The 16,370-nt window shown below is 68.7% G+C and carries 16 protein-coding genes; 11 read left to right on the top strand and 5 right to left on the bottom strand.

What is annotated here, in order from left to right:
• The first annotated feature begins 50 nt into the window (after window positions 1–50).
• The 5 genes from ACFPJ1_RS20455 to ngcE (ACFPJ1_RS20435) all read left to right on the top strand — a co-directional run bounded on the left by ACFPJ1_RS20455 (window position 51) and on the right by ngcE (ACFPJ1_RS20435) (window position 5,664).
• Window positions 51–851: a sugar isomerase domain-containing protein gene (locus ACFPJ1_RS20455; RefSeq protein ID WP_380106023.1), complete on the top strand. Its 801-nt coding sequence runs from the start codon at window positions 51–53 to the stop codon at window positions 849–851.
• A gap of 23 nt (window positions 852–874) precedes the next feature.
• Complete coding sequence (gene ngcE / locus ACFPJ1_RS20450) at window positions 875–2,293, top strand: N-acetylglucosamine/diacetylchitobiose ABC transporter substrate-binding protein (protein WP_132186876.1); 1,419 nt, start codon at window positions 875–877, stop codon at window positions 2,291–2,293.
• Window positions 2,290–3,285: a carbohydrate ABC transporter permease gene (locus ACFPJ1_RS20445; RefSeq protein WP_241997752.1), complete on the top strand. Its 996-nt coding sequence runs from the start codon at window positions 2,290–2,292 to the stop codon at window positions 3,283–3,285. Before ngcE (ACFPJ1_RS20450) ends, ACFPJ1_RS20445 begins: the two co-directional genes overlap by 4 nt.
• On the top strand, window positions 3,282–4,172 hold the full coding sequence (locus ACFPJ1_RS20440; RefSeq protein ID WP_132186877.1) for a carbohydrate ABC transporter permease: 891 nt from the start codon (window positions 3,282–3,284) through the stop codon (window positions 4,170–4,172). The genes ACFPJ1_RS20445 and ACFPJ1_RS20440 overlap by 4 nt, the downstream gene beginning before the upstream one ends.
• A 187-nt stretch (window positions 4,173–4,359) precedes the next feature.
• A complete protein-coding gene (gene ngcE / locus ACFPJ1_RS20435; RefSeq protein WP_380106020.1) occupies window positions 4,360–5,664 on the top strand; it encodes an N-acetylglucosamine/diacetylchitobiose ABC transporter substrate-binding protein in 1,305 nt (434 codons plus the stop codon).
• Window positions 5,665–5,683: 19 nt separating this feature from the next.
• Here ngcE (ACFPJ1_RS20435) and ACFPJ1_RS20430 read toward each other — a convergent pair whose 3' ends face one another.
• Window positions 5,684–6,241, bottom strand: a complete 558-nt coding sequence (locus ACFPJ1_RS20430) for an alpha/beta hydrolase (RefSeq protein WP_380106018.1) — start codon at window positions 6,239–6,241, stop codon at window positions 5,684–5,686.
• 116 nt (window positions 6,242–6,357) lie between these two features.
• Here ACFPJ1_RS20430 and ACFPJ1_RS20425 point away from each other — a divergent pair, with 116 nt between their 5' ends.
• From ACFPJ1_RS20425 to ACFPJ1_RS20410, 4 genes are read left to right on the top strand one after another with little or no spacing between them, the layout of a single operon-like run.
• Complete coding sequence (locus tag ACFPJ1_RS20425; RefSeq protein WP_380106017.1) at window positions 6,358–6,759, top strand: hypothetical protein; 402 nt, start codon at window positions 6,358–6,360, stop codon at window positions 6,757–6,759.
• A 59-nt stretch (window positions 6,760–6,818) separates the two neighbouring features.
• Window positions 6,819–7,874 (top strand): tryptophan--tRNA ligase, encoded by a 1,056-nt coding sequence (trpS, locus tag ACFPJ1_RS20420; RefSeq protein WP_380106015.1) that lies wholly within the window; start codon window positions 6,819–6,821, stop codon window positions 7,872–7,874.
• A gap of 7 nt (window positions 7,875–7,881) precedes the next feature.
• Complete coding sequence (locus ACFPJ1_RS20415; protein WP_380106013.1) at window positions 7,882–8,394, top strand: 2'-5' RNA ligase family protein; 513 nt, start codon at window positions 7,882–7,884, stop codon at window positions 8,392–8,394.
• A gap of 28 nt (window positions 8,395–8,422) precedes the next feature.
• On the top strand, window positions 8,423–9,541 hold the full coding sequence (locus tag ACFPJ1_RS20410) for a YihY/virulence factor BrkB family protein (protein WP_380106011.1): 1,119 nt from the start codon (window positions 8,423–8,425) through the stop codon (window positions 9,539–9,541).
• Window positions 9,542–9,546: 5 nt separating this feature from the next.
• Here ACFPJ1_RS20410 and ACFPJ1_RS20405 read toward each other — a convergent pair whose 3' ends face one another.
• The 4 genes from ACFPJ1_RS20405 to ACFPJ1_RS20390 all read right to left on the bottom strand — a co-directional run bounded on the left by ACFPJ1_RS20405 (window position 9,547) and on the right by ACFPJ1_RS20390 (window position 14,640).
• Window positions 9,547–10,719 (bottom strand): D-alanyl-D-alanine carboxypeptidase family protein, encoded by a 1,173-nt coding sequence (locus ACFPJ1_RS20405; protein ID WP_380106010.1) that lies wholly within the window; start codon window positions 10,717–10,719, stop codon window positions 9,547–9,549.
• Window positions 10,720–10,916: 197 nt separating this feature from the next.
• Window positions 10,917–11,858 carry a zinc metalloprotease gene (locus ACFPJ1_RS20400; RefSeq protein WP_380106008.1) on the bottom strand — a complete coding sequence of 314 codons (942 nt, stop codon included), beginning with the start codon at window positions 11,856–11,858 and terminating at the stop codon, window positions 10,917–10,919.
• Window positions 11,859–11,975: 117 nt separating this feature from the next.
• Window positions 11,976–12,926, bottom strand: a complete 951-nt coding sequence (locus tag ACFPJ1_RS20395) for a hypothetical protein (protein WP_380106007.1) — start codon at window positions 12,924–12,926, stop codon at window positions 11,976–11,978.
• A 52-nt stretch (window positions 12,927–12,978) separates the two neighbouring features.
• Window positions 12,979–14,640 carry a peptidase M16 family protein gene (locus tag ACFPJ1_RS20390; RefSeq protein WP_380106005.1) on the bottom strand — a complete coding sequence of 554 codons (1,662 nt, stop codon included), beginning with the start codon at window positions 14,638–14,640 and terminating at the stop codon, window positions 12,979–12,981.
• Between the two features lie 230 nt (window positions 14,641–14,870).
• On the opposite strand from ACFPJ1_RS20390, the gene ACFPJ1_RS20385 reads away from it, so the two are divergent.
• Window positions 14,871–15,593, top strand: a complete 723-nt coding sequence (locus ACFPJ1_RS20385) for a gamma-glutamyl-gamma-aminobutyrate hydrolase family protein (protein ID WP_380106003.1) — start codon at window positions 14,871–14,873, stop codon at window positions 15,591–15,593.
• 4 nt (window positions 15,594–15,597) lie between these two features.
• On the top strand, window positions 15,598–16,332 hold the full coding sequence (locus ACFPJ1_RS20380) for a FadR/GntR family transcriptional regulator (RefSeq protein ID WP_380106001.1): 735 nt from the start codon (window positions 15,598–15,600) through the stop codon (window positions 16,330–16,332).
• The last annotated feature ends 38 nt before the right edge of the window (window positions 16,333–16,370 follow it).

Here is a 16,370-nt window from a genome sequence, read left to right as displayed (position 1 = left end):
GGCACCAGGTGTGTCGCGGCGAACACATTAGTCGAGGGGTGGGGCCTCTGATGGCCAGCACGGCAGACGGCAGCGACCAGGCCGCCAACGGGGACAGGAGTGCTGTCAGCGCGCAGGCGTATGTTCACGCGCTCACTCCGATCATGGCAGCCGTGACCGAGCAGATCGACGGCCCGATCCAGAAGGCCGCCGACCTCGTCACCGACTCGCTGCGCGCCAACGGCGTCATCCAGGCCTTCGGTTCCGGCCACTCCGAGGCGCTGGCGATGGAGATCGCCGGGCGCGCGGGCGGCCTGATCGCGACGAACCGGATCGCGCTGCGCGATCTGGTGCTGCTCGGCGGCGAATCGCCCGAGCTGCTCCGCGGCGGCGAGCTGGAACGCGACCCGTCGTACTCCCGCAAGCTCTACGAACTGTCCGCGGCCCGACCGGGCGACCTGTTCGTGATCGCCTCCAACTCCGGCGTGAACGGCTCGATCGTCGAGCTGGCCACGGTGGTGAAGGAGAAGGGCCACCCCCTGATCGCGATCACCTCGCTGCAGCACACCAGCGGGGTGGACTCGCGGCACCCGTCCGGCAAGAAGTTGATCGACTTCGCCGACGTGGTGATCGACAACCACGCTCCGTACGGCGACTCCGTGCTCGATCTGCCAGATGGTGGCAAGGTCTGCGCCGTGTCCTCCATCACTGCCGCCCTGATTGCGCAGATGCTGGTCGCAGAGGTTCTGCGCCGGCTGACCGAGGCCGGCGAGAAGCCACCGGTCTACCTGTCCGCGAACATCCCGGGCGGCGACGACCACAACCATGCCCTTGAAGCCCAGTACGCCGGCCGGATCCGGCGTACTGCTTGAAACACTCTCGGAAGGCGGGACCCATGACCACTCCCAACAACCTGTCGCGGCGGCTGTTCCTGCAGCGCGCGGCGGTCGGCACCTTGCTGGCCACCGGCGGCAGCACGCTCCTCGCGGCGTGCGCCACCGGCGGCGACGACGACAGCGGTTCCGGCGGTGGCGGCGCCGACAAGACCGCGGAGAACCCGTTCGGCATGGCGGACAAGTCGACCGTTGACGCGGTGATCTTCAACGGTGGGTACGGCTACGACTACGTGACGTTCGCGGCCAACATCGTGCAGCAGAAGCACGCGGGCTCGACGGTCAAGGTCGCCCCGTCCACCCAGATCGCCCAGCAGTTGCAGCCGCGCTTCGTCGGCGGCAACCCGCCGGACCTGATCGACAACTCCGGTGCGAACGCGATCGGCTTCAACACGATCCTCGACCAGCTCACCACGCTGGACGACGTCTTCGAGGCCAACAACCTCGAGGGCACGAAGATCGCCGACACCTTGTACCCCGGCGCCAAGGCCCCCGGCACCTTCGACGGCAAGTTCGTCGCCATGAACTACGTGCTCACGCTCTACGGCCTGTGGTACTCCGAGAGCCTGTTCAAGGAGAACGGCTGGGAGCCGCCGAAGACCTACGACGCGCTGCTCGACCTCGGCGCCAAGGCGAAGGCGAAGGGCAAGTACCTGTTCGTCTGGGGCAAGGAAGCGGCGACCTACTACAACACCCTGGCCGTCGACTCGGCGATCAAGGAGGGTGGCGACGAGGTCCGGCTGTCGCTGGAGAACCTCGAGGCGGACTGCTGGTCGAAGCCGCAGATCCAGGGCGTCTTCAAGGCCATGGAGACCATGGTCAAGAACGGCTACTTCGTCCCCGGCGGCGCCGGCACCCAGTTCACCGCCGCCCAGGCGAAGTGGAGCAACGACCAGCAGGCCATCCTCTACCCCTCGGGCTCGTGGATCGAGAACGAGATGAAGAAGGCCACCAAGAGCGGGTTCCAGATGAAGGGCATCCCCGAGCCCACGCTGACCGAGAGCTCGAAGCTGCCGTACGCGGCGCTGCGCAGCGCGGCCGGTGAGCCGTTCATCGTCCCGTCCAAGGGCAAGAACGTTGCCGGCGGCAAGGAAGTCCTGCGGGCGATGCTGTCCAAGGACGCGGCGACCAACTTCGCCAAGACCCGGCTGGCGCCGACGATCGTCAAGGGCCTGGTTCCCGCGGACGGCTTCGGTTCCACCGCCCTGCAGTCGCAGACCGCGATGCTGGACGCGGCCGGTACCGACATCTTCAACTACCAGGTCTTCGACCTGTACGGCATGAACACCGACCAGCTCGTCGTCTGGAACTCGTTCCTGTCGGGCAAGATCGACGCGGCCGGCCTCACCAAGGGCCTGCAGGACATCACCGACAAGGTGCGTAACGACAGCTCCGTCAAGAAGATCCCGGTTACCAAGTGACCGGAACGCAAGATGTCGTGCCGGGCGGCGGACCCAAGCGGTCCGACGCCCGGCGGCGCCGGCCGCTGACCTTCGACCGGGCCAGCTTCATGGTCGTGTTCCTCGGCCTGCCGCTGGCGGTCTTCGTGATCTTCGTGGTCTCTCCGTTCGTGCAAGCGCTGTACTACTCGCTGACCGACTGGTCAGGGTTCAGCTCGGGGATGAACTTCGTCGGCTTCGACAACTACGTCAAGCTGTTCCACGACGACATCTTCCTGAAGGCCGTGCGCAACAACATCCAGCTCGCGATCGTCGTGCCGTTCGTGACGATCGTGCTGGCCCTGACCCTTGCCACGCTGGTGACGATCGGCGGCTCGGGCACCGGGACCGTCCGGGGACTGCGCAACGCCGGCTTCTACCGGATCGTCTCGTTCTTCCCGTACGTGATCCCCGCGATCGTGATCGGCCTGATCTGGGCCCAGGTGTTCACGCCGGGCTCGGGCCTGCTGGACGCGGTACTGTCGAAGATCGGGCTCTCCCAGTTCGAGAACTACGCGTGGCTCGGTGACGCGCGGACCGCGATGCCGGTGTCGATGTTCGTGATGATCTGGGGCTTCGTCGGCTTCTACATGGTGCTGTTCATCGCCGCCATCCGGGGCATCGACCCCGAGGTGTTCGAGGCTGCCCGGATCGACGGCGCCGGCCGGTTCCGTACCGCGGTGTTCCTGACGGTGCCGCTGATCCGGGACAACGTGCAGACGGCGTACATCTATCTCGGCATCGCCGCCCTCGACGCCTTCGTCTACATGCAGGCGCTGAACCCCGGCGGCGGCCCGCAGAACTCGACGCTGGTCATGCCGCAGCAACTGTTCACCACGGCCTTCACCAAGGGGCAGTTCGGTTACTCGACGGCGATGGGCGTGGTCCTGGCCACAGTGACGCTGCTGTTCGCGTTCTTGGTCTTCCTGGTGAACGCCCTGACCGGCGGACGAGAGCGGAAGGTACGCCGATGACAACCACCGCCGACCGGGCCGAATTCGTCGCCGGGTCCCGCGCGCCCGACAAGCAGGCCCAGGAGGGCAAGCGCGTTGCCACGACCGCCCACATCGCGCTGATCCTGTGGTCGCTGTTGGTGATCCTGCCGCTGCTGTGGACGCTGCTGTCCTCGTTCAAGACGACGCAGGAGATCCTGGGCAACCCACTGTCGCTGCCGGGCAAACTGCAATTCAGCAACTACTCCAGCGCCTGGACGACGGCCGGCATCGGTCGCTACTTCGCGAACACGGTGGTCGTCGTGGGCTCCGCGCTGGTGCTGGTGATGATCCTGGGTGCGATGTGCGCGTACGTGCTGGCCAGGTTCTCGTTCCGCGGCAACCGGCTGATCTACTACTCCATGCTGGCTGGGCTGACGTTCCCGGTCTTCCTGGCGATCGTGCCGCTGTTCTTCGTGCTGAAGAACCTCGCGCTGCTCAACACCCTCCCAGGGCTGATCATCACCTACGTCGCGTTCGCGCTGCCGTTCACCGTCTTCTTCCTGCACAGCTTCTTCAAGGCGCTGCCGGGCGAGGTGTACGAGGCGGCGCAGATCGACGGGGCAGGTGAGTGGCGCTCGTTCTTCTCGGTGATGTTGCCGATGGCGCGGCCGGGGATGGCGTCGGTCGCCATCTTCAACTTCCTGGGGTTGTGGAACCAGTTCCTGCTACCCGTTGCCCTGAACACCGACTCGAACAACTACGTGCTCTCGCAGGGCATGGCCTCGTTCGCATCGCAAGCCGGTTATGCGGTGGACTTCGGCGCCCTGTTCGCGGCCGTGGTGATCACGGTGGCGCCGGTTCTGGTCGTCTACATCATCTTCCAGCGTCAGTTGCAGGTCTCCGTTGCCGCCGGAAGCGTGAAGTAGCCCGCCCCGCCTGCCTGATTCGCCGAGTCGTGGATCTCGGGCCGGGAAAGCGGTTGCCGACAACGCGAATCCACGACTCGGCGGCGGCTGCGTGGGGGTGGTGTGGGCTGGGGGAGTACTAGTCTGCGGGGGTGCTCAGACGGCGGACGGTGTTGCGGGGGGGGGGGGGGGGGCGCTTGCGGGGGTCTTGCTGACTGGGTGTTCTGGTGAGGAGCAGGTGGCCGGGCCGCCGACGTCGCCGGGGAATCCGTTCGGGGTTTCCGGGGATGCGGGGCTCGAGGTGGTGGTGTCCGAGGAGTACGGCGGGTACGCGGCGCCGCAGTACCGGAAGAAGTATCCGCATGCGAAGGTGGCGGCGACGCCGACCAAGCAGTTGAGGGATCTCCTGCAGTCGCGGTTCGCCGCGGGGAGTCCGCCGGATGTCGTGCTGAACACCGGGGACAAGGCGTTGGAGACCAATCGTCTGGTTGCCGACAATCAGCTGGCGGATCTGCAGCCGCTCCTGGATGCAGGATCGTGGGGGAGCACCGGGCGCCCGGTGAAGGACGCGCTGCTGCCGGGGATGCTCGACGCCGGACGGTACGACGGGACGCTGCGCGCGCTGAACTACATCGCCACCGCCTACGGCTTCTGGTATTCCGCCAAGCTGTTCGAGAAGCACAGCTGGGACGTGCCGCGCACCTGGTCCGAACTACTTGCCCTCGGCACCGAGATGAAGGCGGCCCGGGTCGGCCCGTTCACCTATGCGGGAGTGCATCCGTACTACGTGTTCGAGGCCGTGCTGACCCTTGCTGCCAAGTCCGGCGGCCACGACGTGGTGAAGCGGATCGACAACCTCGAGGACGGCGCCTGGCGCGACGAGAGCGTCACCCGGGCGATCGCCGCGTTCGGGGAGCTGACCAAGCGCGGCCTGATCGCGCAGGGCAGCTCGCAGCTGGACCACATCGGCTCCCAGACCAGGCTGATGACCTCGAAGGCCGGCCTGCTGCCCTGCGGCAACTGGCTGGAGAACGAGATGAAGGCGGTCATCCCGCAGAACTTCGGGTTGACCATGTTCGGAATCCCGCCGATCGACACCTCGTCGGCGCTGCCGCGCGGACTCCACGTCGCTCCCACCGCGCCGCTGCTGGTCCCGGAGAAGGCCAAGAACCGCGCGGGCGGGTTCGAATACCTGCGCGCCATGCTGTCCAAGGACGTCGCGGCCCAGGTGACCGCCGAGAGCAACCAGCTGACCGTAGTACGGGGTGCGGCTGACGGACTGGAGATCAGTACTGCGCTGCGCTCGGCGCGGGACCTTCTGACCGCCGCGGGCGATCAGACGATCACGTGGTACTTCGCCGACTGGTATCCCGAGCTCGGCAAGGCCGCGGGGGACGCGACCGGGCAGTTCCTGGCAGGCGGCCTCAGCGCCGGGGAGTGGAGCGCGCGGATCCAGGCGGCCGCCGACAAGGTGAAACAGAACAAGGCCGTCACCAAGTACCACCGCGACTGATCTGGACCACCGAGACTGATCAGCGGGCGCTGGGAGGCCAGACAACCTCATCCAGGAAGTCCTCGACCGCCGTCGCCACGTCACCCAGTACGGCGGTCGAGGCCGCGAGCCGGCCCGGCACATACATCCCGTGGTCGGCTCCTTCCACCTCCATCACGTACTGCGTGAGCTCCCGCGCGAGCCCGGAATCCCACAGTGTGTCGGCGGTCCCGCCCACCAGCAGGAAGGGCGCGGTCGCTCGCCGGAGAGCGTCGACTACCCATCCACTGGTCAGGACCGGCGTCAACCAGACGGCAGGCAGGCCGAGCTCGGCAGCCACCGTCGCGCCGTGAGTTCCCAGCGACTTCCCGATCAGCAGGGCGTTCTTTGGCGGCTCGGGGACGGCCCGCTTGACCTGGTCGAGCACCCACGGCCCTCGCTCGTCCGGTGTCAGCGTGAGCGGCCGGTCGGGTTCGTCCCACCACACCGGCAGCAGTTGCGCGCCGCGTCGTTCGGCCGCGTCGGCGGCGAACATCAGCAGCGGAGCGAACGGGCCGAACTGGCCGCCCGGGAGGATGATCGCCGATCGTGAGCTCACGATTTCGACCCTATGTCCGGAGTAGTTCACAGCGTGTGGATGGCCGCGGCCGGCCGGGCGATAAGCTCTCGCCCTCGCTGGCGTGTCGCCGTACTCTCGAAGCAGGAGTGAGGGTGATGGAGTGGCTGATTTCGCTGGTCGTGTTCTTGTTCTTGTGTGCGCTGCTGAACCTGACGCTGGCACAACCGCCGTCGGGTCTGCGCCGGCGCCTGCAGTCGTCGGTTGAGCGCCTCGCCGGGCGCTTCCGCCGGCACCCTGTTCCGCAGGCCGATCCGTTCGACACCTTGTGGCTGCAGACCAGGCTCGGCCATCTCGCCGGCGAGATCCGGCGGATCGAGTCGGCGCCGGGGATCTATGCGCGAGCACACCGGTTGAGGGCCCTCGAGGGCGCCTACGACGACCTCCTCGACGAGGCCTGCCGGCTCGCCGGCATCCCCGGCGAGGCCGACCTGAAGCGCGGCGAGGAGAAGCGCTGGCTGGAGGAACAGGAGCTGGCCTCGCGCGGCTGGTCCTGGTGAGCCCCGCTTGACCCGCCCGGGTGCGGGGTGGATTGGGAACGGCTGGCAGAATCGGGGGCATGTCTGTTGCTGCGTCTGACCCCTCCGCAGCCGGTTCCCAGCGTCGCCCTCGGGTGCTGTCCGGGATCCAGCCGACGGCGGACTCCTTCCATTTCGGCAACTACCTCGGGGCGTTGCGGCAGTGGGTGGCGCTGCAGGAGGACCACGACGCGTTCTACTGCGTGGTGGACCTGCATGCGATCACCGTCGAGTACGACCCCAAGGTGCTGCGGGACCGCACCCGCCGGTCGGTCGCCCAGCTGCTGGCGGCCGGGATCGACCCGGCGCGGTCGACGCTGTTCGTCCAGTCCCACGTGCCCGAGCACGCCCAGCTCAGCTGGGTGCTCGGCTGCATCACCGGGTTCGGCGAGGCCAGCCGGATGACGCAGTTCAAGGACAAGTCGGCCAAGGGCGGTTCCGACCGGGCCACCGTCGGCCTGTTCACGTACCCGATCCTGCAGGCCGCGGACATCCTGATCTACCAGGCGGACCGCGTCCCGGTCGGCGAGGACCAGCGCCAGCACCTGGAGCTGACCCGCGACCTGGCGCAACGGTTCAACCACCGGTTCGGCAAGACCTTCCGGCTGCCCGAGCCGTACATCGTCAAGGAGACGGCGAAGATCGCCGACCTGCAGGACCCGAGCTCGAAGATGAGCAAGTCGTCGTCCTCGCCGGCCGGCATCATCGACCTGCTGGATGACCCGAAGGTGAGCGCGAAGAAGATCCGCTCGGCGGTGACGGACTCCGGCCGGGACGTCGTCTTCGACCCGGAGAACAAGGCCGGCGTGGCAAACCTGCTGACCATCTACTCCGCGCTCAGCGGCCGCAAGATCAGCGAGCTCGAGGACGAGTACGCCGGTCGCGGCTACGGCGACTTCAAGAAGGACCTGGCCGAGCAGGTGGTCGAGTTCGTCACCCCGTTCCGGGAGCAGACGCTCGCCTACCTGGACGACCCCGCCCAGCTCGACGCGATCCTGGCCTCGGGGGCCGAACGCGCTCGCGCCGTGACCGAGCCGACGCTGCAGCGGGTCTTCGACCGCCTCGGCTTCGTGCCCGGCCCGGCGCCGGGCCGGTAGGCCCCGGATGGCGACGATCGGTGTGGCGATCCCGATCGCGGAACCCTACGGCACCGAGTTGCAGAAGTACCGGGCCGAGTTCGGCGACCCGATGGCCTCGTCGATCCCCACCCACGTGACGCTGCTTCCGCCGACCGAGGTGGCCGACAAGGACCTGGCGGCGATCGACGAGCACCTGCTCGCGGTGGCCGCGAGGTTCCCGAGCTTCCGGATCCGGCTGCGTGGTACGGCGACCTTCCGGCCGATCTCGCCGGTCGTGTTCGTCCCGCTGGCCGAGGGGATCTCGTTCTGCGAGGTGCTGCAGTCGCAGGTGCGGTCCGGGCCGCTGGAGGTCGCTCTGCGCTTCCCGTACCACCCGCACGTGACCGTGGCGCACGACCTGGAGCAGGAGGCTCTGGACCGCGCGTACGACGCCCTGTCGGAGTACGACTGTGCCTTCGACGTGGACGCGTTCAGCAGGTACGAGCACGGCGCGGACGGCGTGTGGCGCCCGCAGCAGTCGTTCCCGCTGGCAGGGTAGTTCTCTTCACCCGGGGTACAGGAGTCGCATGGGGATCATCGGTCGGGCCAAGGCCATCTGGGCTCGCCTCAGCCGGACACAGCTGTGGCGCGCGTGGAGCCGGTACGGCATCCGGCGCGGCAACCGGTTGGCCGGGGCAACGAGCTTCTTCGCGTTCCTGTCGATGTTCCCGCTGATCACGCTCGCCGCGGCGATCATCGGCAAGCTGCTGGACGACGATGCCGTCGAGAGGCTCAAGGTCGCACTGCAGAAGAACCTGCCAGGCATCGGCGAGCAGATCGACCTGGACGCGCTGATCAGGAACGCCGGCACTATCGGGTTGATCTCGGGTATCGCCCTGCTGCTCACCGGCCTCGGCTGGATCGACTCGTTGCGCGCCTCGATCCGGTCGATGCACGAGCTGAACGACCAGCCCGGCAACTTTGTCAGGCGGAAGGGGGAGGACCTCGGGGCGCTGATCGGCCTGGGGCTGATCGGAGCGATCGCCACCGGCGCATCCTCGATCCTCACCGGGATGTCGGAGCGGTTCGTCGGCTGGCTGGGCCTCGACGGCACCTGGTTCGCCAGTTGGGGTCTGGAGCTGTTCAGCGACCTGGTCGGGATCGGGGCCGGCGCGGTGCTGTTCCTGTACCTGCAGACCGCGTTGCCACGGATCCTCCTGCCGCGCAAGGTCGCGCTGATCGCGGCGCTGGCCGGCGGCGTCGTCTTCTTCCTGGCACAGAAGCTGGGCAGCAGCTACGTCGAGCACGTGATAGGCACCAACGCGGCGTACGGGGCGGTGGCCCTGCCACTGGCGCTGCTGGTGTGGATCTACCTGATGACCCGGGTGATCATGCTGATCGCCGCCTGGGCCAAGGAGGCCACCCTCGACCACCGCTGGCACACCGGCGAGGCCGAAGAAGCCGCCCGCGCCGCCATGCACTTCGCAACCGAGACCGCCTCTCCATACGCGGCCCGTTCCGCTGGTTCCGAGCCGATCAACCCTGACGGACTGCTCCCTGGCCCGCCCGGCAAGAAGTACAAGGTGATTCCGATCCCGGCTCGCAAGGCTGACACCGTCGCGGTGGCCGCCGGAGCGCTCCTGGGCGCCACCGCCACCGCTCTGCTCGTCCAACTGGGCCGTGCCACCCGCTCGTTGCGCAGGTAGCTGGATCAGTGGCGGCGGCCTCGGGCGGCTGCTCGGGCTGCCTTGGCCCGGAGCTTGAGCGCTCGCGGGCGACGCAGGAACAGGCTGAGCAGGAGCACCGGCGGCGCCGCGTAGGCCCAATCCGGCACCCGGAGGGCGATGGCCTGTACTGCGACGCCTGACGCCAGTACGGCGCGGCTGCGCCTCGGCGGAGCCACGGGCGCCTTCTTGGAGACGTTCGGCCCGCTGCCCTCGGCTGTCTTCGGCGCGGCGACCACCGGCTTCACCAACGTCCCGACCGGCGTCAGCGCGTCGTACGACTTGAACGTCCAGTCGAGCAGTTGGGTGGCGTCCTCGGTGATGCCGTGCGGAGAGTTCATCAGGGTGACCACCAGCGTGTGGCCGTCGCGGCGCGCGGCTCCGATGAAGGTGTTGCGGGCCAGCGTCGTGTACCCGGTCTTCACGCCGAGCGCGCCGTCGTAGTTGAACAGCAGCTTGTTCTGGTTGGCGACCTGGTAGGTGCCCTGCTTGGCGAGCGGGAAGTTCGTGTACTTCGTCGCGGCGTACTTCGCGAAGTCGGGCCGGCCGAGTCCCGCCTGGGCGAACAGGGCCAGGTCGTATGCGCTGGAGTACTGGCCGTCCGCGTCCAGCCCGGTCGGGTCGGTCACGTGGGTGTCGAGCGCGCCGATCTCCGCGGCCTTCTTGTTCATCCGCTGGACGGTCGCCGGTACGCCGCCCTCGTCGTGTGCGGCCAGCGCGTGCACGGCGTCGTTCCCGGACGCCAGGAACATGCCTTGGAAGAGCAGGTCCACGGTGTAGCGCAGGCCCGGGTAGACCCCGACCTTGCTGCCTTCGATGCCGGCGTCCTGGTCGGTGCCGATCACTCTGTCGGCCTTGTCGAGCCTCGGCAGCAGGACCAGGGCAGTGAGCGTCTTGAGCGTGCTGGCGGGCCGGAGCTTGGCGTGCGGGGCCTTGGCGGCCAGGATCGAGCCGGTTGATATATCAGCCACCACGTACGCCGACGCCTGCACCGCCGGCGGCGTCGCTCCGTCAGCGACAACCGTCGGCTCCGTGGTCAGCTGTGCGCCGCCGACCGGGCCTTGGGGGCCCGAGCCGGCGGCGGTCGCCGCAAGCGGACCAGCCGCCACGAGTGCCATGCAGGCACCCGCAGTAGCGCAGGCCGTCAGGAGGACACGCATCGGCGTGACTTTAGCCCCTGCAGGGCCGATCCGCACGCCGTCTCCGGCGCCCAGGCGGGCACCTCGCGGCGTTGGAGCAAAGGGCACGATGGAAAAACATCGAGCCCTTCACTCCGCCTTGCGATGCACCCACCTGGACACCGGAGCCGCCGCACGGCCCGGCCCTGCAGAGGCTTAGACGCCCTCTGGTGCACAAGTCACGCGCGGTATGCGGTCCAGGCGTTGCTGATGCGAGTGCTCTGACCGGGGGTGAACTGGTTGTAGCAGGAGTCGTAGGAGTAGTCCATGTAGTTGTGGATCGGGTCCACGCCGGGAAGGGAGCAGGAGTTCCGGCCGGTCGGGCAGCCGCTGCTGGCGCTGCTCTGGGCCGGGGTGTCGGCGACCGAGTCGTTCGTGCTCGTGCAGCCGCCCTGGAACGTGTGGTAGAGCCCGAACCAGTGACCGGCCTCGTGCGAGGCGGTCTTGCCGAGGTTGAAGTTGGTGGCCGAACCGCCCGGCAGCGAGCTGTACTGCACCCGGATGCCGTCGATCGACGGGTTGCTCGCGTAGTCCCACGGGAAGGTCGCGATCCCCAGGTAGGAGAAGTCGACCAGCCAGATGTTCAGGGCGTTCTTGCCGCCCTTGCGGGTCTGCGAGCGGTACGTGGTGCTCTGGCCGTCGTTGTGCCAGGTGTTGTTGTTGTACCGGTAGGTGCCGGCCAGGTAGAAGCTGAAGCCGGTGTTCGCCGCGGCCGAGGACTCGCCGCCGGCGAAGTCCTGGTTCAGCTCCGCGATCTGCTGGCTGATCTGCGTGCTGGTCACGTCACCGGCGCCGGAACTGCTGCGCATCACGTGGATGTAGACCGGCACACTCGCGGCGGCCAGCTTGCCGGCCTTCGGCGCCAGACCGCGGGCCTGCTTGGCGGCGACCAGTTGCGCGGTCCGCGCGTCGATCGCCTTCTGCTCCGCGACCGACATCTCGCGGGTGTCGGCGCCGTGTCCACCACGGGCGGAGGGACCTTCCGCCGGGGTGAGGCACGGGGTGCTCAGCTGGTCGACCGGGAGCTTCGCGGTAGCCTGGCCGCCGAGCGGACTGAACGCGAGCGCCGAGCCGGCCAGCAGCACGGCGACCACGCGGGGACGGGTGATGAGAGATCGCATAACGCGCTCCTCGAATCATTGGCCGCTGGGCGGGCGGCCGGATCAGCCGATTTTGAGCGCGATTCCGGCAAGTGAGAAGGCGATTACTGTCCGAAAGGTGTCAAGGCAGTACTGCGCCTAGCGGGTGGCGGCGAGGGCCTGAGCGCGGGCGGCCGAGAATAACTTCGCGTTGTTGCCCGGCAGGTAGTCCCAGGGATGGTCGGTGATGTTGTCGCCGAGCCGCTGGAACACGGGCGTGGCGGCGGACAGGTCGCCGCTCTGGCTGAAGGCCACCGCGAAGGTGTTGAAATACACCGGCCAGCCCGGCCGGAACTCCGCCGCGGGATGCCAGATGGACAGACCGGCGGCGGTCCGCAGATCTGCCCGGACGTCCGCGCGAGCCATGTAGTGCTCGGCCGCCGCTCCTTCGAGATCGATCATCTGTTCCAGGTGGGCCAGCACGACCAGCGAGTGCAGCATGCTGCCGTCCGACCCGCGGGCGGCAGCGTCGCGGGCGAAGTGGTGCATCCACTCGTGGCTGCCGGACCACTTCTTGCACAGCGTCTGCATCCACTCGCCGTGGGCCTTCAGGTTGGTCGGGTGCCGCTCGATCGCCTGGCGAAAGCGGAACTCGCCGTCCTCCAGCGGAAGCTGCAGTCCACGAGCCGTCCGCACCAGGAAGGCCCAGGCCGTGACCTCGTCCGGGGTACGCGCGATCACGTCGTCAAGACAGGTCTCAGCGATCCGGAGCCGTTCGAAGAAGAGCCTGAACTGCTCGTCGCGCGTGTACTGCGCCCCGTAGCCGCCGCGGGCCCGCCACGCCCAGGCCACGGCGTGACAACCGCGGACCAGTTGAGCCAGTGGATCGTCGGCCGCCAGGTGCCCGATCCAGTTCTGTACCCCGGGAGCGGATCCGCAGACCTCGAGGAAGAACGCCCTGTCGTCCGGGTGCTCGGCACGGACCAGGATGTCCCGGGCCATCGGCCAGTCCCGCTCCGTCAGCGCTTCGCACAGCATGCGGGCTGTCGGATCGCCCATGAAGGGGTCGATCTCCGGCATAGGCGCGGTCATGCGGCGTCGCAGCCTCATCGGGGCGTACCTCCGTGGTCGAGGCGAGCTGTGCATGCGACGGTCTGGGCGGTCATTGGTTGCTCCTGCGGTGGCGGGCATACGCGATGGCGCCGAGGATGGCGCCGCCGACGAGGCTCCTGCCCAGCAGTTCGGTGAGACCCATCCCTTCCGTCAGGGCCAGAGCGACGGCACAGACGCCCGCGACGGCCATCAGCGCCACGGGGTCGTTCAGCCAGAACCTCAGCCGCTGCTTGAGCGTCACCGAGATGTGCGGGATCAGATCGGGCGTCCGCTCGGGGAGCGGCACGTGGAGTGGGCGAGGCACTGCCGAGTCGACCAGCGCCACCGCCTCGTGACCTTGCCGCCACAGCGTCGGCTCGATGGTCACCTGGTAGCCATCCCGGCGGATCAGCTGCCGGCCTCCGTCCGGATAGGCGATCATGGCTGCCACCTCGTCGTACGCCGCCGCCGCCTCGCCGCCCGTGGTCTGGAGGTGAGCCGCTGTCCGGCCGATGACCAGCGCGCCCTTGGTCACTGGGCTGCCGACGGACCGGAAGTGGCGTCCGCTCGCCACCTGCTTCGATGCCGGCGGGCCGTTCAGCCAGGTCAGCTGGGGATCACCGGAGCCGACGGGATCGACGGACACCAGCAGGTCGTTCCAGAGGCTCCGCGCGGCCTGCTGGACATCTGCGACGGTGACGGCATCCGTTTCGGCGGCCAGCTCGTCGGTGCCCGTCGTGGCCCGGCGGCCGAGCAGCACGTCGCGTGCGGCCATGAACGGCAGCCAGTTCGCGGCCGGCTCGGTTGTGAAGCGCCGAATCTGCCGCTCGAGATCGTCGCGCAGCTCCGCCGGGTCCGGCCCCCAGTCGCGCAGCCGGCGCACCACAGCAGTGGTCTCAGCCACCACGGTCGGCAGAGCCTCGGGGATGACGTCCATGCCGGTGGTGAGCATCGCGTGGTCGGCGTCGACCAGCTCGTACGAGGACCAGGCGCTGTAACCGACACCCGAGTCGTGCCGCAGACCGCGCTGCAAGGCACGCTCCAGCGCTCGCAGCAGGGCAGCCGCGGCGGACGACCGGGGCACCGTCCCGGACAGCGCCACCGCGTTCGGGCGGCCAGCGAAGCCCGCAGGGATCGGCTGGTCACACGGCCGCGCAGGCAGGGGGAGGTCGTACGAGCCGGGACGCAACGGCAGCTCGAGCCCAGCCGGTGGCGGCCCGGACAGTGCAAGCACGGCGTTGCCTTGGGCGTAGGCCCACGCGGCGAGCGCTCGCAGCCGGTCGGCATCGGCCGTGTACAGCCCTAGTTCGTCGTACCCCGCGAGACCGGGTCCTCGGGCGCCGTACCGCCAGAGCAGGTGGGACCCGACCGCGCCACCACCTCGCGTCGCGCTCTCGGCGCGAAGTACCCGGCGTTCGTGCTCGAGCTCCGAGAGGTCCGGCGTGGTGAGCCAGCGGCAGACCTCGCGCAGGAAGGCCACCACTTCGTCCGGCTCGCCCTCGATGTCGAAGCTCGAGTGGAGCAGGCTGACGTGACCGTTGACAGGGGCCCGGATCGAGTCCCGCCCATGCAGTGCCAGGTGTTCGAGCAGATGCAGCCAGCCGCGCGTCGGCAGCGACTCGTCCACCATGCCCGCCCGGAACCACAGACTGGCCCGAAGCCTTCCCTGCCCCGGCACCCAGAAGACCGGGACGCCGTCCACCTCGGTCGTTTGCAGCTTGTCGCTGCCCATACCCGGATCCCCCAGCTCTCGACGAATGCCGGATCATCTTGCCGCATGTCGAGGGTCTGGGCCGTTCTTTTTCCACAGTTGCAGCTTTTGACAGCGCAGCCAGGGTTTCATCCCAGTTCCGACTCGGCCTGTTGGATGGTTCCGCCCACTCGCGGCCTCACATTGACATCGGGGCAGGCGCTTGCGTCAATGGACTGACCGCAGACCAATAGAACTCCGGGAGCGCAGCCGTGGTTTCGAACGCCTCTGACCGACGGCCGCGGATCGGCATCACCACGTACCTCGAGCCGACGATCTGGGGAGTCTGGGAACGGGACGCCTCGCTGCTCCCACGCGTCTACCTCGACTCCGTGGTCGCGGCCGGCGGCGTGCCGTTGCTGCTGCCTCCGGTCGGCACCGACCCGTCGGTGCTGGAGATCCTCGACGCCCTGGTCATCGCCGGTGGCTGTGACATCGACCCCGCCTCGTACGACGCCGCGCCGCATCCGGAGACCGTCGACACCCGGCCCGGGCGGGACGAGCACGAGGCGATCCTGATTCGTGCGGCGCTAGACCAGGACCTGCCGCTGCTGGCGATCTGCCGCGGACTCCAGATGCTCAACGTCACGCTCGGCGGCACCCTGCAGCAGCACCTGCCGGACGCGGTGGCGCACGACGAGCATCGGCCGTCGCCCGCGGTGTTCGGCCAGACGGACGTGAAGGTCGAGCCGGATTCCCTGACCAGCAAGCTCTTCGGCGAGCGAACCACCGTGCACTGCTACCACCACCAGGCCGTCGACGTCGTCGCCCCTGACCTGCGGGTGACGGCCCGAGCAGGTGATGGAACTGTCGAAGCCGCTGAAGTGGCCGGCCACGACTTCGCCCTCGGCGTGCAGTGGCATCCCGAGGAGAACCCCGACGACCTCAGGCTCTTCACCGCCCTGGTGGCTGCCGCGAGAAGGACATCAAGGTGAGCTGGTGAGCCAGCAGGACGGCGGCATCCGCGCGGGTGAGGCGTTGTTCCGCCCGGTCCGGGCCGGCAACCCGTTCGAGGAGACCGTCGAACGCTTGCTCCAGGCAATCAAGCTCGGGGTCGTCGGGCCGGGCGACCGGCTGCCGTCCGAGCGCGACCTGGCCGCCCGGCTGAGCGTCTCCCGGGTCACCCTCCGGGAGGCGATCCGCGCGCTGACCGAGGCCGGGTACGTCGAGTCCCGCCGCGGTCGGTACGGCGGGACCTTCGTCAACGAGCGGCTGCCCAAGCCGCGGCGGGTCGGCCCCAAGCGGCTGGCGCGAGAACTCGGTGGCGGCCTCGAGGACGCGCTGGTGCTCCGCTCCGCGGTCGAGGTGGGCGCCTCCGAGGCCGCTGCCTCCCGCGAGCTGAGCGCCGACGACCGCGAGCACCTGTGCCGCTGCCTGGCCGAGACGGACGCCGCCAAGCTCGCCGACTACCGCCGGATGGACTCCCGGCTGCATCTCGCCATCGCCGAGGTGAGCGGCTCGCCGTCGCTCACCTCCGCCGTCGCCGACGTCCGGATGCGCCTGAACGCGCTGCTCGACGCGATCCCGCTGCTCGAGCGCAACATCGTGCACTCCGACGAGCAGCACCGGGCAGTGGTCGAGGCGATCCTGGCCGGCGACCCGGTCGCGGCGCGCCGGGCGATGGGCGAGCATCTGGCCGGCACCGCCGCCCTCCTCCGAGCCTTCCTCACCTGAACCGATGGGGAAGCAGCGTGCTTGCGGGCGCGACACGC

The sequence above is a fragment of the Kribbella qitaiheensis genome (genome assembly GCF_042657745.1).
Taxonomy (GTDB): Bacteria; Actinomycetota; Actinomycetes; order Propionibacteriales; family Kribbellaceae; genus Kribbella; species Kribbella qitaiheensis.
Note: the sequence above shows the minus strand (reverse complement) of the source record. Positions and strands in the feature narration are given on the sequence as shown.

Bases quoted from the DNA above. Each gene is read 5' to 3' on its own strand.
- ACFPJ1_RS20410 (WP_380106011.1), top strand. From the start codon at position 8,423: ATGGGGATCATCGGTCGGGCCAAGGCCATCTGGGCTCGCCTCAGCCGG.
- ACFPJ1_RS20440 (WP_132186877.1), top strand. From the start codon at position 3,282: ATGACAACCACCGCCGACCGGGCCGAATTCGTCGCCGGGTCCCGCGCG.
- ACFPJ1_RS20405 (WP_380106010.1), bottom strand. From the start codon at position 10,719: ATGCGTGTCCTCCTGACGGCCTGCGCTACTGCGGGTGCCTGCATGGCA.
- ACFPJ1_RS20395 (WP_380106007.1), bottom strand. From the start codon at position 12,926: ATGAGGCTGCGACGCCGCATGACCGCGCCTATGCCGGAGATCGACCCC.
- ACFPJ1_RS20390 (WP_380106005.1), bottom strand. From the start codon at position 14,640: ATGGGCAGCGACAAGCTGCAAACGACCGAGGTGGACGGCGTCCCGGTC.
- ACFPJ1_RS20415 (WP_380106013.1), top strand. From the start codon at position 7,882: ATGGCGACGATCGGTGTGGCGATCCCGATCGCGGAACCCTACGGCACC.
- ngcE (WP_132186876.1), top strand. From the start codon at position 875: ATGACCACTCCCAACAACCTGTCGCGGCGGCTGTTCCTGCAGCGCGCG.
- trpS (WP_380106015.1), top strand. From the start codon at position 6,819: ATGTCTGTTGCTGCGTCTGACCCCTCCGCAGCCGGTTCCCAGCGTCGC.
- ACFPJ1_RS20455 (WP_380106023.1), top strand. From the start codon at position 51: ATGGCCAGCACGGCAGACGGCAGCGACCAGGCCGCCAACGGGGACAGG.
- ACFPJ1_RS20425 (WP_380106017.1), top strand. From the start codon at position 6,358: ATGGAGTGGCTGATTTCGCTGGTCGTGTTCTTGTTCTTGTGTGCGCTG.
- ACFPJ1_RS20400 (WP_380106008.1), bottom strand. From the start codon at position 11,858: ATGCGATCTCTCATCACCCGTCCCCGCGTGGTCGCCGTGCTGCTGGCC.